This is a genomic window from Candidatus Pantoea gossypiicola (assembly GCF_008632075.1).
Classification (GTDB): Bacteria; Pseudomonadota; Gammaproteobacteria; order Enterobacterales; family Enterobacteriaceae; genus Pantoea; species Pantoea gossypiicola.
Genome location: NZ_VWVM01000006.1, coordinates 184,570 through 208,996 on the forward strand (window position 1 = coordinate 184,570; position 24,427 = coordinate 208,996).

At 59.5% G+C, this 24,427-nt stretch carries 23 protein-coding genes; 13 read left to right on the plus strand and 10 right to left on the minus strand.

All coding sequences use genetic code 11. The features are described from left to right. Nucleotides 1–146: 146 nt before the first annotated feature. Both F3I20_RS10110 and idi read left to right on the plus strand, forming a co-directional pair. A complete protein-coding gene (locus tag F3I20_RS10110; protein WP_150037185.1) occupies nt 147–2,042 on the plus strand; it encodes a methyl-accepting chemotaxis protein in 1,896 nt (631 codons plus the stop codon). Between the two features lie 146 nt (nt 2,043–2,188). Continuing rightward, the gene (idi, locus tag F3I20_RS10115; RefSeq protein WP_150037184.1) at nt 2,189–2,731 is read left to right on the plus strand and encodes an isopentenyl-diphosphate Delta-isomerase; all 543 of its coding nucleotides are present in this window, start codon (nt 2,189–2,191) and stop codon (nt 2,729–2,731) included. Between the two features lie 140 nt (nt 2,732–2,871). On the opposite strand, the gene nadS is transcribed toward idi, so the two are convergent. From nadS to F3I20_RS10130, 3 genes are read right to left on the minus strand one after another with little or no spacing between them, the layout of a single operon-like run. Beyond that, nucleotides 2,872–3,165, minus strand: coding sequence for a NadS family protein (gene nadS, locus F3I20_RS10120; protein ID WP_150012147.1), 294 nt, complete (start codon nt 3,163–3,165; stop codon nt 2,872–2,874). Further along, nucleotides 3,165–3,476, minus strand: a complete 312-nt coding sequence (locus F3I20_RS10125; protein ID WP_150037183.1) for a type II toxin-antitoxin system RelE/ParE family toxin — start codon at nt 3,474–3,476, stop codon at nt 3,165–3,167. The genes nadS and F3I20_RS10125 overlap by 1 nt, the downstream gene beginning before the upstream one ends. 55 nt (nt 3,477–3,531) lie before the next feature. After that, nucleotides 3,532–5,007, minus strand: a complete 1,476-nt coding sequence (locus F3I20_RS10130; RefSeq protein WP_150037182.1) for an MFS transporter — start codon at nt 5,005–5,007, stop codon at nt 3,532–3,534. A 306-nt stretch (nt 5,008–5,313) separates the two neighbouring features. Here F3I20_RS10130 and osmF point away from each other — a divergent pair, with 306 nt between their 5' ends. Genes osmF through F3I20_RS10150 form a run of 4 tightly spaced genes read left to right on the plus strand, consistent with a single transcriptional unit; the run spans nt 5,314 to nt 9,063 of the window. Further along, nucleotides 5,314–6,225 (plus strand): glycine betaine ABC transporter substrate-binding protein OsmF, encoded by a 912-nt coding sequence (gene osmF / locus F3I20_RS10135; protein ID WP_150012141.1) that lies wholly within the window; start codon nt 5,314–5,316, stop codon nt 6,223–6,225. A gap of 3 nt (nt 6,226–6,228) precedes the next feature. Continuing rightward, complete coding sequence (locus tag F3I20_RS10140) at nt 6,229–7,404, plus strand: ABC transporter permease (RefSeq protein WP_150012139.1); 1,176 nt, start codon at nt 6,229–6,231, stop codon at nt 7,402–7,404. Further along, nucleotides 7,397–8,344, plus strand: a complete 948-nt coding sequence (locus tag F3I20_RS10145) for an ABC transporter ATP-binding protein (RefSeq protein ID WP_150012137.1) — start codon at nt 7,397–7,399, stop codon at nt 8,342–8,344. Before F3I20_RS10140 ends, F3I20_RS10145 begins: the two co-directional genes overlap by 8 nt. Further along, complete coding sequence (locus tag F3I20_RS10150; RefSeq protein ID WP_033782410.1) at nt 8,332–9,063, plus strand: ABC transporter permease; 732 nt, start codon at nt 8,332–8,334, stop codon at nt 9,061–9,063. The genes F3I20_RS10145 and F3I20_RS10150 overlap by 13 nt, the downstream gene beginning before the upstream one ends. Here F3I20_RS10150 and F3I20_RS24640 read toward each other — a convergent pair. Beyond that, a complete protein-coding gene (locus F3I20_RS24640) occupies nt 9,044–9,151 on the minus strand; it encodes a YohO family small membrane protein (protein WP_013357227.1) in 108 nt (35 codons plus the stop codon). The two genes, F3I20_RS10150 and F3I20_RS24640, sit on opposite strands and share 20 nt — an antisense overlap. An 87-nt stretch (nt 9,152–9,238) precedes the next feature. Next, the gene (locus F3I20_RS10155) at nt 9,239–9,973 is read right to left on the minus strand and encodes a MerR family transcriptional regulator (protein ID WP_150012135.1); all 735 of its coding nucleotides are present in this window, start codon (nt 9,971–9,973) and stop codon (nt 9,239–9,241) included. 149 nt (nt 9,974–10,122) lie between these two features. Here F3I20_RS10155 and F3I20_RS10160 point away from each other — a divergent pair, with 149 nt between their 5' ends. The 4 genes from F3I20_RS10160 to ybiB all read left to right on the plus strand — a co-directional run bounded on the left by F3I20_RS10160 (nt 10,123) and on the right by ybiB (nt 14,488). Then, nucleotides 10,123–10,686: a helix-turn-helix transcriptional regulator gene (locus F3I20_RS10160; protein ID WP_150037181.1), complete on the plus strand. Its 564-nt coding sequence runs from the start codon at nt 10,123–10,125 to the stop codon at nt 10,684–10,686. After that, nucleotides 10,683–11,201, plus strand: a complete 519-nt coding sequence (locus F3I20_RS10165) for a GNAT family N-acetyltransferase (RefSeq protein WP_150012131.1) — start codon at nt 10,683–10,685, stop codon at nt 11,199–11,201. Before F3I20_RS10160 ends, F3I20_RS10165 begins: the two co-directional genes overlap by 4 nt. 123 nt (nt 11,202–11,324) lie before the next feature. Beyond that, nucleotides 11,325–13,493: an ATP-dependent DNA helicase DinG gene (gene dinG / locus F3I20_RS10170; protein WP_150037180.1), complete on the plus strand. Its 2,169-nt coding sequence runs from the start codon at nt 11,325–11,327 to the stop codon at nt 13,491–13,493. A 26-nt stretch (nt 13,494–13,519) separates the two neighbouring features. Beyond that, a complete protein-coding gene (gene ybiB, locus F3I20_RS10175) occupies nt 13,520–14,488 on the plus strand; it encodes a DNA-binding protein YbiB (RefSeq protein WP_150037179.1) in 969 nt (322 codons plus the stop codon). A gap of 1 nt (nt 14,489) precedes the next feature. Here the strand turns inward: ybiB and F3I20_RS10180 are convergent, their stop codons facing one another. The 3 genes from F3I20_RS10180 to hutH all read right to left on the minus strand — a co-directional run bounded on the left by F3I20_RS10180 (nt 14,490) and on the right by hutH (nt 19,099). Continuing rightward, nucleotides 14,490–15,647 carry a M20 aminoacylase family protein gene (locus F3I20_RS10180; RefSeq protein ID WP_150037178.1) on the minus strand — a complete coding sequence of 386 codons (1,158 nt, stop codon included), beginning with the start codon at nt 15,645–15,647 and terminating at the stop codon, nt 14,490–14,492. A 200-nt stretch (nt 15,648–15,847) separates the two neighbouring features. After that, nucleotides 15,848–17,533: a urocanate hydratase gene (hutU, locus tag F3I20_RS10185; RefSeq protein WP_150037177.1), complete on the minus strand. Its 1,686-nt coding sequence runs from the start codon at nt 17,531–17,533 to the stop codon at nt 15,848–15,850. Nucleotides 17,534–17,548: 15 nt separating this feature from the next. Continuing rightward, complete coding sequence (gene hutH, locus F3I20_RS10190; RefSeq protein WP_150037176.1) at nt 17,549–19,099, minus strand: histidine ammonia-lyase; 1,551 nt, start codon at nt 19,097–19,099, stop codon at nt 17,549–17,551. Between the two features lie 326 nt (nt 19,100–19,425). Here hutH and hutC point away from each other — a divergent pair, with 326 nt between their 5' ends. Then, the gene (hutC, locus tag F3I20_RS10195) at nt 19,426–20,181 is read left to right on the plus strand and encodes a histidine utilization transcriptional repressor HutC (RefSeq protein WP_150012119.1); all 756 of its coding nucleotides are present in this window, start codon (nt 19,426–19,428) and stop codon (nt 20,179–20,181) included. Here hutC and F3I20_RS10200 read toward each other — a convergent pair. Further along, a complete protein-coding gene (locus tag F3I20_RS10200) occupies nt 20,165–20,707 on the minus strand; it encodes a HutD/Ves family protein (protein ID WP_150037175.1) in 543 nt (180 codons plus the stop codon). The genes hutC and F3I20_RS10200 overlap by 17 nt on opposite strands. Continuing rightward, a complete protein-coding gene (locus F3I20_RS10205) occupies nt 20,704–22,059 on the minus strand; it encodes a formimidoylglutamate deiminase (protein WP_150037174.1) in 1,356 nt (451 codons plus the stop codon). The genes F3I20_RS10200 and F3I20_RS10205 overlap by 4 nt, the downstream gene beginning before the upstream one ends. A gap of 81 nt (nt 22,060–22,140) precedes the next feature. On the opposite strand from F3I20_RS10205, the gene hutI reads away from it, so the two are divergent. Continuing rightward, nucleotides 22,141–23,358, plus strand: a complete 1,218-nt coding sequence (gene hutI / locus F3I20_RS10210) for an imidazolonepropionase (RefSeq protein ID WP_150012115.1) — start codon at nt 22,141–22,143, stop codon at nt 23,356–23,358. Next, complete coding sequence (gene hutG / locus F3I20_RS10215) at nt 23,355–24,143, plus strand: N-formylglutamate deformylase (RefSeq protein ID WP_150037173.1); 789 nt, start codon at nt 23,355–23,357, stop codon at nt 24,141–24,143. The genes hutI and hutG overlap by 4 nt, the downstream gene beginning before the upstream one ends. The last annotated feature ends 284 nt before the right edge of the window (nt 24,144–24,427 follow it).

Here is a 24,427-nt window from a genome sequence, read left to right on the forward strand (position 1 = left end):
GGGACGTGATAGTACCGCCATGAAATTAAATTTTCACACAAATCAAACATTTCTCTAATATGTGATCCCGCTCATCTCAAGTTCCCGTTAAGCGAGCCGTTAACCCGATCAGGCAATCGCGCCGCACCAGGTTCAGGGGAACAAAGATGTTTAAAACAACACAATCCCGCTTCACCGCAACAATGATCGCGTTCTTTGTTGCGCTTTTACTCGTTACAGTTTGGGTCATCAATCAGTTTGTCGCGCCACAACTGGTCGACAGCGAAAGTCGTCTGGTCCGCTATCAGGTCGACTCACTCGCCTCCGGCATCGTTGAACAGATGAACCGCGTGCAGGCACAGCAGCGTGCGATTACCGAAGCCGCCTCTGTCATGGACAGCGCCACTATCGACACCCTGTTACCGACGCTGGTAAACCAGTATCAGGACAGCAACGTGTTTGGTGGCGGTATCTGGCCACTGCCAAACCGTCGCGATCCGGCCAAAGAGAAAAACAGCAGCTTCTTTGCCCGTAATGCCAGTAATGAACTGCAGGTCAACACCTACTGGAACTCCGACGCCGCCGATAAATATTGGGAACAACCCTGGTACAAAGATGGCCTGGCTGCCGCGAAAGGGCAGTGTGCCTGGGCAAAAGCTTATCAGGATGCTGCCAGCCCGCAGCCGCGTACCAACTGCGCTATGGCTATCTACCGCAATGGCTCGGCCTGGGGAGTCGCCACTATCGACGTGACGCTGGGGTTCTTCAACCAGCTGGCGAAGCAGATGGGTGAAACCATTCACGGCAATGTGCTGATCGTCGAAGCCGACGGCAAAGTCGTGGGCAATGGCGCGCTGGTCAATGCCGCGCCGAAGCTGGAAAACCTGGCTGACGTGCAGATGCCGATGGCCGCACCGCTGAAAACGTTGCTGAACGGTGTTGGCAATCAGCCGCTGGAAACCACCTATGACAGCAGCGAGGGCGAGCAGACCCTGTTCGTGCAGGCCATTCCTGGCAGCCCGTGGTATCTCGCCAGCAGCCTGCCAACCAGCCTGCTGAAAGCGCAGTCGCACAACATGCTGACCCGCCTGGGCCTGGTGCAGATCCCACTGGCGGTGATCCTGCTGCTGGTGTCGCTGGGCTTTGTCCGCGCCATGATGAAACGTCTTAACGTGCTGAACAGCAACATCGAAGCACTGTCGACCGGTGGTGCCGATCTGACGCAGCGTCTGCCCGCCAGCAACAGCCCGGAGTTCAACGCCGTCGCGCAGAGCTTCAACAAGTTCATCAGCTATCTGCAGGGACTGTTGCAGCAGGTGGGCGACAGCGCGCTGGCGATTACTGCCGCATCGCGCGAAATTGCCAGCGGCAACGCCAATCTCTCCTCCCGTACCGAAGATCAGGCCAGCTCGATTGTTGAAACGGCCGCGTCGATGGAGCAGCTGACCGGCACCGTGCGTCAGAACGCCGACAACGCAACGCACGCTAACCAGCTGGCGGGCGATGCCTCGCAGGTGGCCGCGCGTGGTACGGAGGTGGTTCGTCAGGTGGTCACCACCATGGGTGAGATTCATCACTCGTCCCGTAAAGTGGTCGATATCATCAGCGTGATCGACAGCATCGCCTTCCAGACCAATATCCTGGCGCTGAACGCCGCGGTAGAAGCCGCCCGGGCCGGTGAACAGGGTCGTGGTTTTGCGGTGGTCGCTTCAGAAGTGCGCAACCTGGCGCAGCGTTCAGCCAACTCGGCGCGTGAGATTAAAAAGTTAATCGAAGAGTCGGTGGCAAACATCGATACCGGCAGCGCGCTGGTTGAGCAGGCGGGCCAGACCATGGATGAGCTGATGAAGGGGGTAAGCAGTGTCACCACCCTGATGAGCGAAATTATGTCAGCCAGCCGCGAGCAGAGCCTGGGTATCGAACAGGTTAACGTGGCGATTACCCAGCTTGATGGCACTACCCAGCAGAACGCCGTGCTGGTTGAGCAGGTTTCTGCTGCCGCACAGGCGATGGAGTCGCAGAGCATCCAGCTTGAGCAGGTGGTTCAGAGCTTCCGCCTGTAATCCTTCGTCAGGCCAGCGTCGCTGGCCTGATTTTCTCTCTGCTTCATCTGCTTATCTCCGCCTGACACGCGCAAAAATTCCGCGATGTTCCCCCCAGACTGCTTATTCTGTGCCAGAATAGTTGGGAATAATCTCAAGGAAACGCCATGTCTGCTATTGAAGTTATCCTCGTTGACCACCTCGATCGTCCCACCGGCAAAATGGAAAAGCTGGAAGTGCATGAAAAAGGATTACTGCACCGCGCGGTGACGGTCTACGTCTTCAATTCCCGGCAGGAGCTGTTACTGCAGCGGCGTGCCAGCGATAAATATCACTGTGGTGGCTTGTGGAGTAATACCTGCTGTGGTCATCCTTATCCGCATGAATCGACCCGCGACGCCGCCGGACGCCGTCTGCGTGAAGAGATGGGGATGATCGTGACGCTGACGCCGGTATTTGAGCTGAGCTATAACCTGAAGCTGAGCAACGGCCTGACCGAGCATGAATATGGTCACGTCTTCTTTGCCGTCTGCGACACTCTGCCGCAGCTGAATCCGCAGGAGGCGGATGCCTTCGATTATCGTCCAATGGCGCTGATTGAGCAGCAGATGCAGCAGCAGCCAGAGCAGTTCACGCCGTGGTTTTTACATACCTTCCCGCGTATCCCGGACTATCTGGAGCAGTTTCCTTTCCCGGCCGTAACGACATAAAAAAAACCGCACTGAGGTGCGGTTTAATCGTGGGTGAGAGAAGTCAGGAATTATTGTTATCTCGGGTCCTGCGATTAATTCATGTTCTGTAAGCCTTTCTGCTTTGCTTACAGAGAGGTACACGCCGGTTTCTCAATTGTCTATTTATCCGCCAGAGCCGGGATGACGTGCTTCGGATCGCGCTCTATGGCCCGTAGTAATGCTTTCGCCGGGCCGGTTGGCTCCCGTCGTCCCTGTTCCCAGTTCTTCAGCGTGTCCACATTTACAGAAATCAGCTTAGCGAACCCGCTTTGTGAAAGACCTGTGGCGTTTCTGATCGCTTTGACTTTAACTGCAGTGACCGTAGTCTCGCGGGAAGGCTCTCGGGAGCCTTCGACAATTTCATTCATCTGCGTCATGCTTTCTTTCAAACGCTCAAACAGTTTCTTGTCCATTACCAGCCCTCATTCAACGCCCTTAACAGATGTTTTTCATCCTCGGATAAATCATCCTGGACGCCTTTTTTATAAATCAGCAGCAGCCTGATTTGTGAGTCAGAGACTTTGTAATAGTAGATCACCCTAACGCCGCCGCGCTTGCCTTTGCCCTTGGCAGCCCAGCGGACTTTACGCAGACCGCCCGTATTCTGGATAACATCACCCCAATGGGGATTGTCGGCCATGAATTGCTGAAACTCACGATATTCATCATCGCTGAGTAGTTCCTTTACATCTTCCGTGAAAACTGGAGTTTCAATAAATAACATAGCTATACGTCAATGGCGTAGTTTATGGGTCATCTTATCATTCGAAGGGGGTAAGTCAATGACGTACAGTGAAATCCTCTGCATCCACATCATAGCCTGATGGTTCCCAGCGGATCGCCAGCAGCGCCAGCAGTCCCGCCAGCGGGGCCAGGAAGATCACCCAGAACACGCCAGTACCCAGCGCCGCGACCAGCACCGGGAACAGAAACAGCGAAACGGTCGAACTGCCGCGCATCAGCGTCTGGTTGAAGCCGACGCCCACACCGCGCAGCGAAGTCGGGTAGCTCAGCGACGCAAAGGTCATTGTGTGAGAACCCGGCCCGAAACCCTGACCAAACAGGAAAAGCGCCAGCATGCCGATCGCCAGCACGGCCTCCTGGCCACTTTCCGGGCGTCCAATCAGCGCCAGACCCAGCAGCGCCACGCACTGACAGCCATACCCCGCCACCGACATCTTCCACGCACCCAGACGCGGCACCAGTCGCACCGCCAGCATCCCGCCGACAAAGGCGAACAGCAGGTTCAACGCCAGCGACACCAGAATGGTGGTGAGCATTGACTGAGCAAACAAGCTGGAGATGATTACCGGCAGACCAAACGCCACTGCGTTATAAGCAAACGACGAGGCGACAGAGGTGATGGTTGCCAGCAGGGTGCGGCGGCCATAAACGCCCTGCAGCAGTGCGCCATAGTTGCGCCAGCTCGCCTTGCGCACGGGTGTGGCAACGGTCAGCCCGGCGTCGGGTGCTACCTGCGCGTTGATGTTCCAGGCACGGCGTAAAATCGCGGCGGCGCCTTTCAGATCGCCCTGATTAGCCGCCCATACCGGCGATTCACTCATGTAACGGCTGCGGATGGCGATGATAACCATCGCCGGAACGGCCCCAAAACCGAGGATCAGCCGCCAGAGCCAGTCAGTGTGACTTTCCGGCAGCACCGCATAAAGCAGCAGCACCAGCAGATAAGAGATACTGATCGCCGCGTACCAGGTCGGACACCACATCGCCACGCTGGCGGCTTTATTCCCCTTGCCGCGCAGCTTTGAAAACTCCGCCAGAAACGCCATCGCCACCGGCAGATCGATCCCGACGCCCAGCCCCATCACAAAGCGCGCGCCAGCCAGCACGTACTCATTCGGGGCAAACGCACAGGCGATGGCGGCCACTACGAAAAAGAACATATCGGCCATAAAGACCCGATAACGGCCAATTTTGTCGGTGAGATAGCCGCCAATAAGCGCGCCGATGATTGCGCCGAAGGTAATGGCCGAGGCGACCATGCCGGTGCCGGTCGGAGTGAGACTAAACTCGCGCGTGATGTCTTTAATGCCAAACGCCAGCGCGCCAAGGTCGTAGGCGTCAAGGAACACGCCTCCCAGCGCAATCGCCACCACAATACGGGCATTGTTACGGGCGCTGTCGCCGCTGTTCACTAATCGGGAGACGTCAGCTGCGCTGCGAATCCACTGTGTTTCGCCACCGGGCGAACTCCCTGCTGTTGCCACATGGGCGGAAGAGGTCAGGTCGGACATGATGTTGTACGTCTTTTATTATAAAAACAGATTTTCGAGAATAGCCGTTTAGACGCCCAGACGTAAATTCATTTCGGTTATAGATAATAATTTTTTAATCCCAAATTGTTATTAATTTGCGATAAAGTCAGCTGCATCGCCGCTGCGCCAGGCTACGCTTTTAAGGCAGATTATTTCCGCTGTACGCCTTGTCAGTCTCCCTCTCAGCGGCAGGCGAGCAGGCTCAACGCTAAGGCGTCCCGCGCCTTGCGCGTCATCACGCGAAAAAATCATCTAAAAACAACAGACTGCGATAAGGAAAAGGCCATGGTCAGAGTTCGGGGTTGGGTAGGAGTCAGCGCGTTGCTGCTCAGTATGGGAATGGCACAGGCGGCGGATCCGGTGCGGGTCGGCTCCAAAATTGATACTGAAGGATCACTGCTGGGCAACGTAATCCTTCAGGTGCTGGAAAAGCACGGCGTAAAAACCGTCAATAAAATCCAGCTCGGCACAACGCAGGTGGTACGCGGTGCCATCACGGCGGGCGAGCTCGATATCTACCCCGAATATACCGGCAACGGCGCGTTCTTCTTCAACGATGAAAAAGACAGCGCCTGGAAGAATGCCGCGGAAGGCTATGAAAAGGTGAAGAAACTGGATGCGGAGAAAAACCATCTGGTGTGGCTGACACCGGCTCCGGCCAACAACACCTGGACCATTGCCGTGCGTAAAGACCTGGCGGAGAAGAACCAGCTCACTTCGCTGGCCGATCTCAGCGCCTTTCTGAAAAAGGGCGGAACCTTCAAGCTGGCCGCCTCAGCCGAATTTATCGAACGCAGCGATGCTTTACCGGCCTTTGAAAAAGCCTATGGCTTTGACCTCAAGCAGGATCAGCTGCTGTCGCTGGCGGGCGGCGATACTGCTGTGACCATCAGCGCTGCAGCGCAACAGACTTCCGGCGTTAACGCGGCGATGGCCTACGGCACCGACGGTCCGGTAGCAGCACTGGGTCTGCAGACGCTCAGCGATCCCAAAGGCGTTCAGCCCATTTACGCGCCGACGCCGGTGATCCGCGAATCGGTCCTCAAAGCCTATCCGCAGATTGCCGACTGGCTGAAGCCGGTGTTCAGCGCGCTTGATGAGAAGACGCTGCAACAGCTCAACGCCAAAATCGCGGTCGACGGTCAGGATGCCAGCAGCGTAGCGACCGAGTGGCTGCAGCAGAAAAAGCTGCTGTAACCGATGCAGATATCGCGGGACGCGATACGCCGTCCGGCTCAGCAGCCGGTGGCATTGCTGCTGCTGACGCTCCTGAGCCTGGCGCTGGTGGCTTTGCCATTTCTTAACTTCGCCCCGAACCGTCTGGTGGCGGGTGAACCATTGATGGGCTGGCAGATTAACCGCTTCGGACTGTTACTGCTGCCGCTGGTGACGCTTTGGCTGCTGCTATGGCGTCCGCCGGGGCGCGCCACGCTGATTGTGGCGCTGCTGATGGCTGAGCTGATGCTGGCGGCGATCATCTGGCTCAGCGGTCATCAGGCAACGTTGCTGAGTCAGCAGGGCAGCCGTCTGGCACGCACCAGTTTTGCCAGTGGCCTGTGGTGCAGCGGTGCGCTAATCCTGCTGCTGATCACCGATCAGGTGCGGCAGCTGACCCCGAATCGGCTGGCACAGCTACTGCTTAATTTGCAGGTCTGGCTTCTGCCGCTGTTGCTGCTGTTCAGTGGCCAGCTTGCCGATCTCTCACTCTTGAAAGAGTATGCCAACCGTCATGCGGTGTTTGATGCGGCGCTGAGCCGTCATCTCACGCTACTGGCCGGTACCGTCTTGCCTGCGTTGATGATTGCGCTGCCGCTGGGCGTCATGCTGTTCCGGCGGCCCGGCTGGCAGGGAAGTGTCTTCGGTGTACTGAATGTGATTCAGACGGTGCCGTCGGTGGCGCTGTTTGGTCTGCTGATTGCGCCGCTGGCCGGTCTGGCTCAGCATTTTCCGTGGCTCGGTGACTGGGGTATCAGCGGCATTGGTATGGCTCCGGCGCTGATCGCCCTGGTGCTTTATGCACTGTTGCCGCTGGTGCGCAGCGTGGTAGTGGGGCTGCAACAGGTGCCGCATGAGGTGCGCGAAAGTGCGCGCGGCACGGGCATGAGCGGCTGGCAGCAGTTTATCGCGGTGGATGTGCCGCTGGCGCTGCCGGTCTGGCTCGCGGGCCTGCGTGTCGTCGTGGTGCAGACGCTGGGCATGGCGGTAGTGGCGGCGCTGATTGGCGCAGGTGGCTTTGGGGCGATTATTTTTCAGGGGCTGTTAAGCAGTGCGCTGGATTTGGTGTTGCTGGGCGTCATTCCGGTGATTGCGCTGGCGGTCGTCATTGATGCGCTGTTCCGCCTGCTGATCTCACTGCTGGAGAGAAAAGATGATTGAGTTTGACGGCGTTTCCCGCGCCTTTAACGGCAAAGCGGCGGTAAAAGATCTGTCGCTGCAGGTGGCAAAGGGGGAGTTCTGCGTACTGCTCGGCACCTCCGGCTCCGGCAAATCGACCACGCTGAAAATGATCAACCGGCTGGTGGAGTTCGACAGCGGTGACATCCGCTTTGCCGGTGAGTCGGTTCGCCAGCTCGATGCCCGCACATTACGCCGACGCATGGGCTATGCCATTCAGTCGATTGGCCTGTTTCCGCACTGGACGGTGCGGAAGAATATCGCCACGGTGCCGGTCCTGCTGGGCTGGTCCAGAGCGCAGATCGATGAGCGCATCGCGGCGCTGCTGGCGCTGCTGAACCTTGACGCGCAGCTGCTGAATCGCTATCCGCATCAGCTCTCCGGCGGGCAGCAGCAGCGGGTAGGTGTGGCGCGGGCGCTGGCGGCTGACCCGGAAGTGCTGCTGATGGATGAGCCGTTCGGCGCGCTCGATCCGGTGACGCGCGGCGTGCTGCAACAGGAGATGCTGCGTATTCATCGGCTGTCGGGCCGCACTATCGTGCTGGTGACGCATGACATCGACGAAGCGCTGACGCTGGCGGACCGCATTGTGCTGATGGACAACGGTGAAATTGTCCAGCAGGGCAGACCGGCAGAGCTGCTGACTCAGCCGAAAAATGACTTTGTGCGCGACTTCTTTGGCCGCAGCGAGATGGGCGTCCGGCTGCTGTCGCTGGAACAGGTCGGTAATGCCGTCCGGCGCGGCGAGTGGCTGGCGGGCGAACCGATCGCTGCGGCGCTGACGCTACGGGACGCGCTGTCGCAGTTTATCGCCCGGCGCACCGATAAGCTGCCGGTTGTGGACGATCGGCAGCAGCCGCTGGGCGTGCTCCACTTTGGTGACCTGCTGCAACTGCGCGAGGGCTTAACATGCGCAGGCTAAGGGATCCGCTGCTGTGGCTGGTGCTGTTTTACGGCGCGCTGCTGACCCTGATGCCTTACAGCGGGCCGCTGTTTCACCGCTGGTTTCCGGAACTGGCGCGGCCACTCTATCAGCAGGAGAGCTTCTGGCAGCTGACGCTGGCGCATCTGTTCCTGGTAGTTACCGCCAGCCTGCTGGCCATTGTTATTGGCATTGGCAGTGGCGTGCTGGTGACCCGGCGAGCAGGCCGCGCTTTCCGGCCGCTGATGGAAACTATCGTGGCGGCGGGGCAGACGATTCCGCCGGTGGCGGTGCTGGCGATTGCCGTGCCGGTAATGGGCTTTGGCGCGTGGCCGGCGGTGGTGGCGCTGCTGCTGTACGGATTACTGCCGATTTTACAGGGTACGCTGGCGGGCATTGATAGTGTTCCCGCCAGCAGCCGGGAGATTGCCATCGGGGTCGGCATGAGTAGTTGGCAGCGGTTGTGGCAGATTGAACTGGCACTGGCTGCACCAGTGATCATCGCCGGGATACGCACGTCGGTAATCATTAACATCGGCACCGCGGCTATCGCCTCGACGGTGGGCGCGAAAAGTCTGGGATCGCCGGTGATTATCGGCCTGAGCGGGTTTAATACAGCCTATGTAATTCAGGGAGCACTACTGGTGGCGCTGCTGGCCATAGTGAGCGATCGCTTGTTTGAACGCCTGCAGCGCTGGCTTAGCGTGAGTGAACAATAAGAGAGTACCCCACCAGCATCAGACCGCTGGTGCCGCCGAGAGCCATAATGAAAAACAGCGTGGCGAAAAAGGCTTTTTTGACATTCATGAGTGAAACCTGAGCGTGTTAACAGTGAGGCGGGGATAATAGCGCGCGCGAGGCAGCAGGCAAAGCGCCCGGCGTGCGTTTTTGTTATCAGGCGGGGTCGTGCAACCGCACGGAATAGCCCTGTTCCTGCCAGTGTGACAGCTGTTCCTGCTGGCGACGGGTCAGTTTTTTACCGGTAAAGACAAACATGTTCATGCCGGGAAAGAGTTCAGGACGCGGCACGTCCAGCGGTTCGGCCAGTACATCAATCCGCCAGCCGTGCTGCGACAGACGCCAGCCTTCCAGCCAGATGCGGGTGCGATCCTCAATACCCCAGCCGATTATCAGCGCATCCTTGCCCGATTTTTTGCGGCTGCCCGTCAGGCAGAACGCGACATAATCAATCAGCAGACCATCCAGCAGGCTGCACATGGTACGGGCGGTGTTCTGGTCCAGACTCAGCTTCTGGCGCACCGGCATGAAAACGTGATCAATCAGTGCATCAATCGGATGCTCGCGGCCAATCGCGGCAATTTTGTTACGAAGTTTTGCGGGTCTGACATGGCGCAGTACGCTGATCAGCTCATCCTGCAGTGTGGTCCAGCCATCATGGGCATCAACATCGCCACCTTCCAGCAGTGCCTTGACTTTACCGACCGGCACGCCACTTTCAATCCAGCGCATGATCTCTTCGATGCGCTGTACATCCTCCTCGTCAAACTGACGATGTCCGCCTTCGGTACGTTGCGGCTTCAGTAAGCCATAACGACGCTGCCAGGCGCGCAGGGTGACTGGGTTTATGCCACAGCGCTCGGCGACGTCACCGATACTGTATAAGGTCATAAATTCCTCTTTCGATTGGTCTGAGTGCGATTACCATAACGAAGCAAATTAAGTTGTACAATACATTTCGCAATGTACAACTTGACTGATACGCCTGTTTTCAGCTATATCTCATTTAAGAGAATATTTCCCTTATATGAGAAAATACCATGCCGGAGCTGAATACGGAGCAACGACTGGCGGTAAGGCTGGCAGAATTACGCCTGCAACGCGGCTGGTCTCTGGATGAACTTTCTGTCGCCACCGGCATCAGTCGCGCGACATTATCGCGCATTGAGCGAAGCGAGACCAGCCCTACTGCCGCATTGCTTAATCGACTGTGTGCCGCCTACGGATTAACCATGTCTCGCCTGCTGAGTGAGGTAGAAGAAGCGTCGAGTCTGCTGGTACCTTATGACCAGCAACCGGTCTGGCATGACGCGTCCAGCGGTTTTATCCGCCGCAATGTTTCACCGCCCGCACTTCATTTTAGATGCGAGCTGGTAGAGGGCAAATTACGGCCTGGTGCGCGCATTGATTATGATGCGCCACCCATTCAGGGACTGGAGCAACATATCCTGCTTCAGGCAGGCGGCCTGACCGTGTCGGTGGCCGAACAGCAGTGGACGCTGAAGCCCGGTGACTGTTTACGTTTTCACCTTACCGGAAAATCAGCTTTCGAGGCACATCTGACCGAAGGCGCACACTATCTGCTAGCGGTGGCAAAACCATGATCGATTATCAAATGCTTTCAACTGAACAGGCACAACAGGAGATGGGGGCGCTGACTGCGGTTCTTCAGGCCTGCGTGGCCGATGGAGCCAGTGTCGGATTCGTGGATGCCGCCGATGTGGCGGTGATGACACGCTTCTGGCAGCAGCGGGTGGCCAGTCTGACCAGCGGGGAGAGCGAACTGCTGGTGGCGCGTCAGCACAAGCGGATTGTGGCGACGGTGATCCTCAGTCGCAGCGCGATGCCAAATGGTCGCCATCGGGCCGACGTCAGCAAGCTGCTGGTGCATCCGCAGGCGCGTCGTCAGGGTATCGCCCGTGAACTGATGCAGCGTGCCGAGCAGTTGGCCCGCGGGCAGGGTAAAACCCTGCTGGTGCTGGATACGCGCAGCGGCGATGTTGCGAGCGACCTCTATCGATCGCTGGGCTGGCAGGTGGCGGGGTCGATTCCCTGTTATGCTGAATCCACCGCAGGCGTGCTGGATGCCACGACCTACATGTATAAAGTGCTGGCGTAAAACACCGCCGTCGGACAACCGTTGAATTTTACGACGGCGCACGAAAAATTCGGCGCGAAAGCTGACGTCGCCAGGATACTGTGTAAAAATACAGGCCATTTTTTCGGTGTGGTAACGCAAATCATGGCCCTGACAGCCGCAGTAAAAAGCCAGATAGCGCAGTGGTATAAAGCGCTTCAGCAGCAGGTGCCTGATTTTATTCCGCGAGCGCCGCAGCGCCAGATGATCGCCGAAGTGGCGAAATGCCTGGCGGGCGACGACGCGCGCCATCTGGCGGTGGAAGCGCCGACCGGCGTAGGCAAAACCCTCTCCTACCTGATTCCGGGCATCGCGGTCAGCCGCGCTCAGGAAAAGCAGCTGGTGATCAGCACCGCCAACGTGGCGCTGCAGGATCAAATTTTCACCAAAGATCTGCCGCTGCTGAAGAAAATTATCCCCGATCTCACTTTTACCGCCGCGTTTGGTCGCGGGCGCTACGTCTGTCCGCGCAATCTGGCGGCGATGGCGGCCGATGACGATCAGCAGGGCGATCTGCTGCTTTATCTGGATGATGACGCCGTCAGCAGTACCAAAGAAGAACAGACGCAGTGTGGTCGCTTACAGAAGTCACTGGATCGCTACCAGTGGGATGGCCTGCGCGATCACAGCGAGGAGAACGTCAGCGACAGCCTCTGGCAGCGCCTCTCCACCGACAAAGCGAGCTGTCTGGGCTCGCATTGCCACTGGTATCGTGAATGTCCATTCTTTGTGGCGCGGCGCGAAATCGAGCAGGTGGATGTGGTGGTGGCGAACCATGCGCTGGTGATGGCGGCGATGGAGAATGAGTCGGTGCTGCCGCCCGCTAAAAACCTGATGCTGGTACTGGATGAAGGACATCACCTGCCGGAAGTGGCCCGCGATGCGCTGGAGATGAGCGCCGACATCACGCCGGGCTGGAGCAGCCTGCAGCTTGATCTGTTTATCAAGCTGGTTGAGAGCATCATGACGCAGATGCGGCCGAAGTCGCCGCCGCCGCTGGCTAACCCTGAGCGGCTGAAAGTACACTGTGATGAGCTACGCGAACTGCTGACCATCACTGCGCAGGCGCTGAATCCGCTGCTGCCGCCGAATAACCAGCCGGGCGAATTCCGCTTTGTACTGGGCGCGCTGCCGCAGGAATTGCTGGATCTCTGCGCCCGGCTGTTCAAACTCAGCGACGCCCTGCGCGGCCTGAGCGAAGGCCTGATCAATGCACTCAGCGAGCAGACCGGCAAGGTCGATGTGGTGCGGCTGCATCGTAATTTGCTGCAGCTCAACCGGCAGTTTGGCTGGTTCGAATCGGTGAGCAAACTCTGGCGGCTGGCGTCGATGGAAAAAGCCTCTGGCGCGCCAGTCTCTAAGTGGATCACCCGCGAGCTGCGCGAAGGTCAGGCGCATCTGCTGTTCCACTGCGCCGGCATCCGCGTCAGCGACCAGCTGGAGAAGATGCTGTGGCGCAAAATTCCGCATGTGGTGGTCACCTCCGCCACGCTGCGATCGCTCAACAGCTTCAATCGCCTGCAGGAGATGTCGGGGCTTAGCGAAAAAGCGGGCGACCGCTTTGTGGCGCTCGACTCACCGTTTAACCATGTGGAACAGGGCAAGCTGGTGATCCCGCAGATGCGCCTTGAGCCGCTGATGACGCACGAAGCGGAGCACATCGCTGAGATGGCCGGTTTCTTCCGTCAGCAGATGGCGGAGAAGAAGCATAAGGGCGTGCTGGTGCTGTTTGCCAGCAACCGGGCGATGCAGCAGTTTGTCGCCTGTCTGCCCGATCTGCGGCTCTCAATGCTGGTGCAGGGCGATCAGCCGCGCAGCCGCCTGGTCGATCTGCACCGTCAGCGTGTCACCAAAGGTGACACCAGCATTCTGATTGGCCTGCAGTCGTTTGCTGAGGGGCTGGATCTCAAAGGCGATCTGCTGAGTCAGGTGCACATCCACAAAATCGCTTTTCCCCCGGTGGACAGTCCGGTAATTTTGACCGAAGGCGAATGGCTGAAAAGCCTGAAGCGCTATCCGTTTGAGGTGCAGAGTTTGCCCAGCGCCTCATTTACCCTGATTCAACAGGTCGGACGCCTGATTCGCAGCCATCAATGTTATGGCGAAATCGTGATTTATGACCGCCGCCTGCTGAGCAAAGCCTACGGCAGCCGGTTGTTAGCGGCGCTGCCGATCTTCCCGATTGAACAGCCGGAAACGCCAGAGCCGACAGCGATACCGGCCACCGTGGTGCCAAAGCACACCGTGCGTAAACGTCGTCCCACGCGGCGCTGAGCCGCGCACTTAACCGGAAGCGAGTGATGGAACTGAATAAAATTATTAAAGAGGTGGGTCGCGGTAAAAATCATGCCCGCGATATCGACTTTGATACTGCCGTGGCGCTCTATGGCGCGATGCTGGCGGGCGAAGTACCGGATCTGGAGCTGGGCGCTATTCTGATTGCGCTGCGCATTAAAGGCGAAGGTGAAGCCGAAATGCGCGGCTTTTATCAGGCGATGCAGGCGCAGATGATGCAGCTGCGTGCGCCGGAAAACCGCCCGATGCCGATCGTGATCCCCAGCTACAACGGTGCCCGTCGTCAGGGCAACCTGACGCCTCTGCTGGCGCTGCTGCTGGTAAAATTCGGCTTTCCGGTGCTGGTGCATGGCGTCAGCGACGACGCGACGCGCATTACCAGCGAGGCGGTGTTTGCGGCGCTCGGCATCGCACCGGTCACCACGGCAGAGGCGGCGCAGGCCAGACTGGATCAGGGCGAGCTGGCTTTTATCACCATCGATCACCTCTGCCCGCCGATGGCGAAACAGCTGTCGCTGCGCTGGCGAATGGGCGTGCGTAACAGTGCGCACACGCTGGCAAAACTGGCGACGCCGTTTGCGGAGCGGGCGGCGCTGCGGCTGTCGAGCGTCTCGCATCCTGAATATGTACCGCGTGTGGCGAAATTCTTCAGCGACATCGATGCGCCTGCGATACTGCTCAATGGCACCGAAGGGGAAGTCTATGCGAATCCCCAGCGCTGCCCGGCGATCAGTATGATTCAGGGCGCAGGCGTGGAAGCGGAAGTGTGGGTGGAGCGTCAGCCAGACGTGGCCGTCGAACTGCCGGCAGACAAGACGGCAGAGGTGACTGCGCGCTGGATCGAAGAGGTGCTGAATCAACAGCGCCCGGTGCCTGCGTCACTGCGACTGCAGCTCGCCTGCTGCCTGCGCGCCAGCGGCCAGTGCGACTCGCTGGCAGCGGCAGAGCAGCAGATCCTCGCCGCCGGGTATTGACTCAGGCTACCGGCAGCGCCTGTTCAACCAGGTTCTGCCAGAAACGGATGCCAATGGGCAGCAGCGCGTCGTTGAAGTCATAGCGGGCGTTGTGCAGCGGCGCGGAGGGCGTTTCGCCGTCCGCGCCCAGCCAGAAGTAAGCGCCGGGACAGGCTTCCATCATGCAGGCAAAATCTTCTGAGGCCATCGACGGATTGACCTGCCAGTGAACCTGTTCAGCACCCAGTGTCGAGCGCGCTACCTCGCGCACCCGCTCAGCCGGTGCCACATGATTGGCGGTGACCGGGTAGCCCGGCAGCCACTCAGTCTCACCGCTCACGCCAAACGGACGCGGCAGGGTCGCGACAAACTCATCAATCAGTCCGCGCACTTTTTCGCGCACGCTGGTCTGCAGGCAGCGCACCGTGCCGCGTAAAACAATCTGCTCCGGGATGACGTTGATCGCTTCACCACCGTGAATCTGCGTCACGCTGACCACGGCTGACGCCAGCGGCGAGAGCCGGCGTGACGGAATGGTCTGCAGCGCCAGAATCAGCTCAGCTGCCACCACCATCGGGTCGGCACCGCTTTCCGGCATCGCCGCGTGGCAGCTTTTGCCGTGCAGCGTAATTTCAAACGAATCCAGCGACGCCATCATCGCGCCAGGGTTAACCGCCAGTGAGCCGAGCGGCAGTCCCGGCCAGTTATGCATGGCGTAGACCGCATCCATCGGAAAGCGCTGGAACAGCCCCTCTTCCACCATTCTGCGTGCGCCACCGAGATTCTCCTCGGCAGGCTGAAAGATGAAATGCACTGTGCCGCTGAACTGACGTGTAGCGGCCAGCTGGCGGGCAGCAGCCAGCAGAATAGCGCTATGACCGTCGTGTCCACAGGCGTGCATCACGCCGGGCGTCGCAGAACGCCACTCAGCGTCGCCTTTTTCCGTAATCGGCAGCGCATCCATATCTGCACGCAGCCCGATAACCGGGCCGGGACCGTTTTCCAGTGTGCCGATGACGCCGGTGCCCGCCAGGCCACGAAACACCTGCAAACCCGCCCGCGCTAACTCTTCCGCAATAAACTGGCTGGTTTGCTGTTCCTGGTAACCTAATTCGGGGTGGCGATGAAACTCACGACGCCAGCGCAGGGCATCTTCAAGCAGGGCAGAAGAAAGGGTCATGCAGAGTCGCGCTCCATACAGAATGAGAAGATTTCACTTTAGTGGTCGGACGATGCGGCGTCTATCGCCGTCAGGACTAAATCTGGCTATAGGCTAAATCAAAATGGAATAAGTAATAAGGAAGTGATGTTGATGCCAGGGTGTAAGAAGGGAATCGCGGGGGAAAAGGGGGCAAGCTGCTGCCCGCCCCAGTCAAAGGATTATTTCTGCATAGGCAGGTTAAGGCCATGTTTAGCCGCGCACTGCTGCGCCAGCTCATACCCTGCATCCGCATGACGCATTACACCGGTGGCCGGGTCGTTCCACAATACGCGCCCCAGACGCGCATCAGCTTCTTTGCTGCCGTCACAGACAATCACCACACCGGAGTGCTGTGAAAAACCCATGCCGACACCGCCGCCATGATGCAGGCTGACCCAGGTTGCGCCGCCTGCGGTATTCAGCAGGGCGTTGAGCAGCGGCCAGTCAGAGACCGCATCCGAGCCATCTTTCATCGCTTCGGTCTCACGGTTAGGAGAGGCAACCGAGCCGCAGTCGAGATGGTCGCGGCCAATGACTACCGGCGCTTTCAGCTCGCCGTTGCGGACCATTTCGTTGAACGCCAGACCGGCAAGATGCCGTTCACCCAGTCCCAGCCAGCAGATGCGGGCAGGCAGGCCCTGGAAGGCGATGCGCTCCTGCGCCATATCCAGCCAGCGATGCAGCGTTTTATGGTGCGGGAACAGCTCTTTGAGTTTCGCGTCAGTCTTGTAGATATCCTCCGGGTCACCAGACAGCGCCACCCAGCGGAACGGGCCTTTGCCTTCGCAGAACAGCGGACGAATATAGGCTGGCACAAAACCAGGGAAATCGAATGCGTTGCTGACCCCCTCATCCAGCGCCACCTGACGAATATTGTTGCCGTAATCCACAGTCGGGATGCCCATATGACAGAAGTCGAGCATCGCCTGGACATGAACCGCCATAGAAGCACGGGCTGCTTTCTCAACGGCCTTCGGCTGTGAGACGCGCGCCTGCTGCCAGCGCGCCAGATCCCAGCCAATCGGCAGGTAGCCATTAATCGGATCGTGCGCCGACGTCTGATCGGTCACGATGTCCGGCTTCGGCCCGCCCGCCTGAGCGCGTTTCACCAGCTCCGGCAGGATTTCGGCGGCATTGCCCAGCAGGCCGACCGAAATCGCTTTTTTCGCGGCGGTGGCTTCGCTGATTAACGCCAGTGCTTCATCCAGCGTGGTGGCTTTGTAGTCCACGTAGCGGGTCCGCAGACGAAAATCGATGCGTGACTCCTGGCACTCAATCGCCAGCACACAGGCCCCGGCCAGTACACCCGCCAGCGGTTGTGCGCCGCCCATGCCGCCCAGCCCGGCGGTGAGGATCCAGCGGCCGCTGAGGTCGTTGTTGTAGTGCTGACGGCCCGCTTCCACAAAGGTTTCATAGGTGCCCTGCACGATGCCCTGTGCACCAATATAGATCCAGGAACCGGCAGTCATCTGGCCGTACATCATCAGACCCGCTTTATCCAGCTCATGGAAGTGATCCCAGGTCGCCCAGTGCGGCACCAGATTGGAGTTCGCCAGCAGCACGCGCGGCGCATCCGCGTGGGTGCGGAAGATGCCGACCGGTTTGCCGCTCTGGATCAGCAGCGTCTCATCCGGTTGCAGCGCCCGCAGCGAACGCAGGATCTGCTCGAAGCATTCCCAGTTGCGTGCCGCCTTACCGATGCCGCCGTACACCACCAGATCTTCCGGACGTTCGGCGACATCGGGATCGAGGTTGTTCTGAATCATGCGGTAAGCCGCTTCAATCAGCCAGTTGGCGCAGTGCAGCGTAGTACCGTGTGGTGCACGGATCTCACGTGCCACAGCCTGAGAAAGAGTTTCGCTCATGAAAGATTCCTTAATTCAAGAAGTTGGGCGCATGCTCGGCAGCAGCGCGGTCAATGCCTGAGGCCAGTCAGTGCGACTTGCCCACTGACGCATTGCCTCGATATCGGGTGCCAGCAGACGATCTTCCTCAAGGAAGGCGACCTGCTCGCGAAGGGTGTCGATGGCCTGCTCAATCAGCGAGGAGCTTTTGAGTGGCCGGTTAAATTCAATGCCCTGCGCGGCGGCCATTGCCTCGATGCCCACTACGGCGGCGCTGTTAAAGCACATGCTGCCGAGACGGCGCGCGGCGTAAGTCGCCATGGAGACGTGATCTTCCTGATTCGCAGAGGTGGGCAGACTGTCGACGCTGCCCGGATGGGCCAGCGATTTGTTCTCAGAAGCCAGCGCCGCGGCGGTGACCTGGGCGATCATAAAGCCGGAGTTTACGCCGCCGTCACGCACCAGGAAGGGCGGCAGACCGGATAAGCCGCTGTCCAGCAGCAGCGCCAGTCGCCGTTCAGAGATGGCACCCACTTCGGCAATCGCCAGCGCGAGGATGTCAGCAGCAAAAGCGACCGGTTCGGCGTGAAAGTTGCCGCCGGAGATCACATCGCCACTGTCGCTGAACACCAGCGGGTTGTCCGAGGCGGCGTTCGCTTCGATTTCCAGAATCCGCGCCGCGTGGCAGATGTTGTCCAGGCAGGCACCCATTACCTGGGGCACGCAGCGGATGGAGTAAGGGTCCTGAACGCGGCCGCAATGGGTATGCGACTGCAGAATTTCACTGCCCTCAATCAGGGTGCTGACGGCTGCCGCGACCGCAATCTGGCCCTGCTGACCGCGTGCCTTGTGGATGCGGGCATCGAACGGTTTCAGCGAGCCTTTGATCGCCTCCAGCGACAGCGCACCGGCCATCAGACCGGCGGCAAACAGGTTCTCACCTTCAAACAGGCCGCGCAGCGCCAGCGCAGTCGAAACCTGGGTGCCGTTGAGCAGCGCCAGGCCCTCTTTCGGCCCGAGCACAAACGGCGACAGGCCCACGCTTGCCAGTCCCTCTGTTGCCGGGATCAGCGTGCCATTGACCCGCACCTGACCTTCGCCCAGTAGCATCAGCGACATGTGCGCCAGCGGTGCCAGATCGCCGGAGGCACCGACCGAGCCTTTTTCCGGAATACAGGGCATAACACCCGCGTTGAACAGCGCCAGCAGCGCCTCAACCAGTTCGATACGCACGCCAGAGTGACCGCGCGCCAGGCTGATGATTTTGGTGGCGACCACCAGACGGGTGACATTGTCAGGCAGCAGATCGCCCAGACCCACGCTGTGTGACAGCACCAGATTGCGCTGCAGATCCGCCAGACGGCTGGCCGGGATTTGCGTCTGTGCCAGCTTGCCAAAGCCGGTATTAATGCCATACACCACGTTGCCGGAGGCGACAATCGTCTCCACGGTCTGCTGCGCCGCCGCAATCGCCTGACGCGCACTGTCGTCAAGACTCAGCGTGACGTTACCCTGATAGATAGCGCGTAATGTGGCGAGGTCCACCTCGCCGGGCACCAGGCGCAATGCCTGAAACGAACCTGACATAGTCTACTCCTGTCTATACAAGTGTGCTGGCGTGGCTAAGCTGCTTTCCTTGCCCTGAACCAGCGGAATAATGCGAGTGAAACATAAGCGTTTATCCTTGTCTATTCTTGTCTATACAATTAAACAGACTAAGCAAGTGCCGTGCCAGACCGATCACAAAAATCGCATATGCGCCCGGCGCGGGTCGCGGGTTAAACGCGACGGAGAGAGTGCACCATCAGGATGCGCAGACTGCACCAGTGAGGCACGGCGTGCGCTACTGGATGTATATACATTCACGCAGTGAGACAGTAAACTTAAGGGACTTTCAGCATAAGGAACAGCAAATGGTCGAGCATACGGCACTGGCACAACTGGCGGCGGCAATGAGCGATGAACCCGCCCCGATCTATCAGCGGGTGAAGCAGGCCATCATCAGCCAGATCCGTGAAGGATTGTGGAAAGCGAATCAGCGTGTGCCATCAGAAAGTGAACTGGTGAATGAGCTGGGCGTCAGCCGCATGACCATTAACCGGGCGCTGCGCGAACTGACCAGCGAAGGTTTTCTGGTGCGGATGCAGGGCGTCGGCACCTTCGTGGCGGAGATGAAAGGCTATACCGCTATGCTGGAGGTGCATAACATCGCTGATGAGATCGCTCAGCGTGGTCATCAGCACAGCTGTAAAATTCTCGCCATCGGCCAGGACAAAGCCGATCCTGAGCAGGCCGCCGTGCTGGGGCTCACCACCGGACAGACGCTCTACCATTCGCTGATTGTGCATTACGAAAATGATCTGCCTGTGCAGCTTGAGGATCGACTGGTCAATCCGCTGGTCGCGCCCGACTACCTGACGCAGGATTATCAGCAGATGACGCCCTACACCTATCTGATGCGGGTCGCGCCGCTGACGGCAGGCGAGCACATTGTTGAAGCGGTGCTGCCCGATGCGCGTCAGCGTAAACATCTGTCGCTGGATGAACACGAACCCTGCCTGTTGATTCGCCGTCAGACCTGGAGCGACACAAAAATCGTCACCTATGCGCGACTGCTCTATCCCGGCTCACGCTACAAACTGCTGGGGCGCTTCAGGGGACACGGTTAAGCCGGGTAAACAGCAGCCGGGCATCCGGCTCGCACGGGCTGAGTTGTGTTTCCTCATCGACCCACCACGCGCCCCGTTGCGCGGTCAGCCTTTCTCCCTCAGCGGTCTGCCATGCGCCCGCCAGCACCCAGGCGACGCCGTGCAGACTACTGACCGGCGCGGTAACTACCTCCACCGTGGCCTGCCATTCACCGCGCCGGGTCATGATATTAAAATCTTCGCTGACGCTACCCTGCAGCTGCGCCGTTAAGGCGAGTTCTCCGGCAAATGCCCAGGGATTTTGCGGCGTCAGCCGATGCTGCACGCCGGGCGCGGTTAACAACACCGGATCGCCATGCAGCAGGGTAATCACCCGATCGATGTCCGGAAAGGCCGAAAAGGGACCATCATGCGCCAGGGTCGCAATGCTGGCCCGCCAGCCGAAGTGCTCCGCGCCGGGCGGGAAGCTGATGATCTCGCGGGTTTCGCCGCCGCCGTTGCGCCAGCGGCTGACCGCCAGATCGTCGTACGTGAACCGGGCGATCATCGCAGCGCCGCCATCGCCTGAGCAAAGCGTGCAGCACACGCCGCCTGCTGCGGATGCACCCCATCTTTAACCACGGCCTTACCCGCCACATAAACGTCCCGAATCTGATCGCGCTGTCCGGCAAACAGCCAGCGGTTCAGCAGCGCCTGAGATTCCACGCTGCCGAGCCATGCATCATCGCGCAGCACCAGCCAGTCGGCACGTTGTCCCACCGCCAGCGCGCCCTGCTGAATGCCGCACGCCTGGGCACCGCCCGCCGCGGCCTGCTGCCACAGCAAATCGCCCACCGACGGCTGGCCGGGCAGGGTAATGCGGTTGCGGCGCTGATCGCGCAGCCGCTGTGCATACTCCAGCCAGCGCAGCTCTTCCTGGGCGCTGAGCGAGACATGGCTGTCGGAGCCGATGCCCCAGCGTCCGCCCTGCGCGATATACTCCACCGCCGGGAAAATGCCGTCCCCGAGGTTGGCTTCGGTGGTCGGACAGAGACCCGCTACCGCGCCGCTTTGCGCGAGGCGCGACAGTTCGCTCTCATCCAGATGGGTGGCGTGGATCAGGCACCAGCGCGCATCCACGGCAAAGCGGTTCAGCAGCCAGGCCACCGGGCGTTCGCCGCTCCACGCCAGCGAGTCATTCACCTCTTTCTGCTGTTCAGCCACATGAATATGCACCGGCAGCGCCGGATCGCTGACCGCCAGCACCTCGTGCATCTGGCTTTCGCTCACTGCCCGCAGCGAATGGAAACAGAGACCACGGTTCAGCAGGGGCCGCCGCTGCTGCCACGTATCCAGCCGCGCCTGCTGTTGCAGGTAGTGTTCGGTCTGCTGAATAAAACGCTTCTGACCCGCCGCCGCTGGCTGACTGCCAAAGCCGCTGTAGCTGTAGAGCACCGGCAACATTGTCTGGCCGATACCGGCAATCTCCGCCGCTTCAATCAGCTGTTGCAGCATCGCGTCATCACTGTAGGGCGCGCCGCTGGGGTCGTGATGGAGATAGTGAAACTCTGCCACCTGGGTGTAGCCGCCTTTCAGCATCTCGATGTAGAGCAGGGCGGCAATATCACCCACCTGCTCTGGCGTCAGGCGCTGTACCATGCGGTACATCAGATCCCGCCAGGTCCAGAAGCTGTCCTGTGGATCGCCCGCCACTTCCGCCAGACCCGCCATCGCCCGCTGGAAGGCGTGCGAGTGCAGGTTGGCGATGGCCGGGATCACCTCGCCGTTGAGCCGGATAGCCTGATCCGCGTGGCTTTCCGGGGTAAGAGAGTCGATAAAACCGGCCTGATTGACTGTGATACGTACCTGCTGCTGCCAGCCCTCCGCCAGCAGTGCGCGCGGGGCAAAAAAAGTCGCCATGGTTGATCCTCATCGGATGTGGTTGTATATACATATACATACTTTAAGGCACAGTGTAAACGGCGGAGGCATGAGGCAGCGATGACAGAAGAGATGCGCGTAGAGGCGGTGTGGACGGGGGCCGACCTGGTCACCATGCGTGACGGAAAGTACCATCTGATCCCACAGGGCGCACTGGCGGTGCGGGCAGGCAGGCTGGTGTGGGTCGGGCCTGAAGCGGAGATGCCCGCCTTCGTTGCCGATCAACATCATCGTCTGCCTGGCGGTATCGTGACGCCAGGGCTGGTCGATTGTCATACCCATCTGGTGTTCGGCGGTGACCGCAGTCAGGAGTTTGAACAGCGGCTGAATGGCGTCAGCTACGCAGAGATTGCCGCGCAGGGCGGCGGCATTCTCTCCACCGTGCGCGCCACCCGCGCGGCGACTGAAGATGAGCTGGTGACCTCGGCCCGCTGGCGACTCGATCGCCTGCTGGCGGAGGGTGTCACCACCGTAGAGATAAAGTCCGGCTATGGTCTGGATGAAGAGAGCGAACTGCGGATGCTACGGGCGATTCGCCGGCTGGGAGAGAGCGTGGCCGCCGATGTCCACGCCACCTGCCTGGCTGCGCATGCCTTTCCGCCGGAGTTTAAGCATGACCCGGATGGCTGGGTCGATATCATCTGCGACCGTCTGCTGCCGCAGGTGAAGACGCTGGGGCTGGCGGATGCGGTGGATGCATTCTGCGAGCATCTCGCCTTTTCCCCGGAGCAGGTGGCGCGGGTGTTTGAACGGGCTGTCGCGCAGGGCTTACCGGTGAAGCTGCATGCGGAACAGCTTTCAGCGCTGGGCGGCGCTGCACTGGCCGCCCGCTATGGTGCGCTTTCGGCTGACCATCTTGAATATGCCACTGAAGAGGATGCCAGGGCGATGGCGCAGCATGGCACCGTGGCGGTGCTGCTGCCCGGTGCGTTTTATCTGCTGCGCGAAACCCAGCGCCCGCCGGTAGATCTTTTCCGCCGCCACGGCGTGCCGATGGCGCTGGCCAGCGATGCCAATCCTGGCACCTCGCCTGCGCTGTCGCTACGTCTGATGCTCAACATGGGCTGTACGCTGTTTGGTATGACGCCGGAAGAGGCGCTGGCGGGCGTCACCCTGTGGGGGGCAAAAGCGCTGGGGCTGGCGGAGAGTCACGGCTCGCTGGAGGCGGGGAAAGTGGCAAACTTCGTCCACTGGCCACTGGCTCGTCCGGCAGAACTGGTTTACTGGCTGGGTGGTGAACTGCCCTGTACCGTTATCTATCGTGGAGAACCGCAATGAACCCTTTCTATTTTTCCCAGGGCAGCCTGCCGCTGCTGGTCAGCATTCCCCACGCCGGTACTGAACTGACGCCTGAGGTGGACGCCGGATTGAGCGAGGCCGCGCGCGGCTTGCCCGACACCGACTGGCACATCCCGCTGCTGTATGATTTTGTGCGTGACCTCGGGGCCAGTGTGCTAATTGGCCGCTATTCCCGTTTTGTCGTCGATCTTAATCGTCCGCCTGACAACCAGCCGCTCTACACCACCGCGACCACCGGCCTGTTCCCGGAAACCCTGTTCGACGGCACGCCGACCTTTGCACCAGGCAAAACGCCCGATGCCACGGCGCGTCAGAGCTACATCGATCAAATCTGGCAGCCTTACCATCAGCAGATTCAGCAGGAACTGGCGCGGCTCAAACAGCAGCACGGCTATGCGCTGCTGTTTGACGCCCACTCCATCGCCAGTGAAATTCCCCGCCTGTTTGAGGGGCGTCTGCCCGATATCAACATCGGCACCAATGACGGCGCAAGCTGCACGCCTGAAATGAGCGCGGCCATAAAGGCGGTGTGCGCCGCACAGCACGACTACAGCTGGGTGCTCAACGGCCGCTTTAAAGGCGGTTACATCACTCGCGCTTATGGCCAGCCACAGCAGCAGATCGAGGCGGTTCAGCTGGAGCTGGCGCAGCTGAACTACATGGATGAAACCCCGCCTTATGCCTGGCAGCAGGTGCGTGCCGCCGAGTTACAAAAAGTGTTGAAGGCGATGATCCACACCATGCTGGCGCAGGCCAGGCCGTAATCAATCAGCGATGCGCCGCCCTGGTGCATCGCTGCGCTAATCGGGTGCAGGGGAGGGCAGCCTGTCTGGCTGCTCCCTTGCTTCCACCTCCATTCGTCACTTTTGCAGAGCTGGCATAACCTTTGCTTGGTTGTATGTACAAGTGCTGAAGCGCGTGCTTCATCTGAATAAATCCCGTCTGACTCACAAAATGATAAAGCCGGCAATGAACTGCACTGCGTTAACTTGTATATACATGACATATCATCCTGTGAAATTTATGTTAAATATCGTCAGGGCGATCA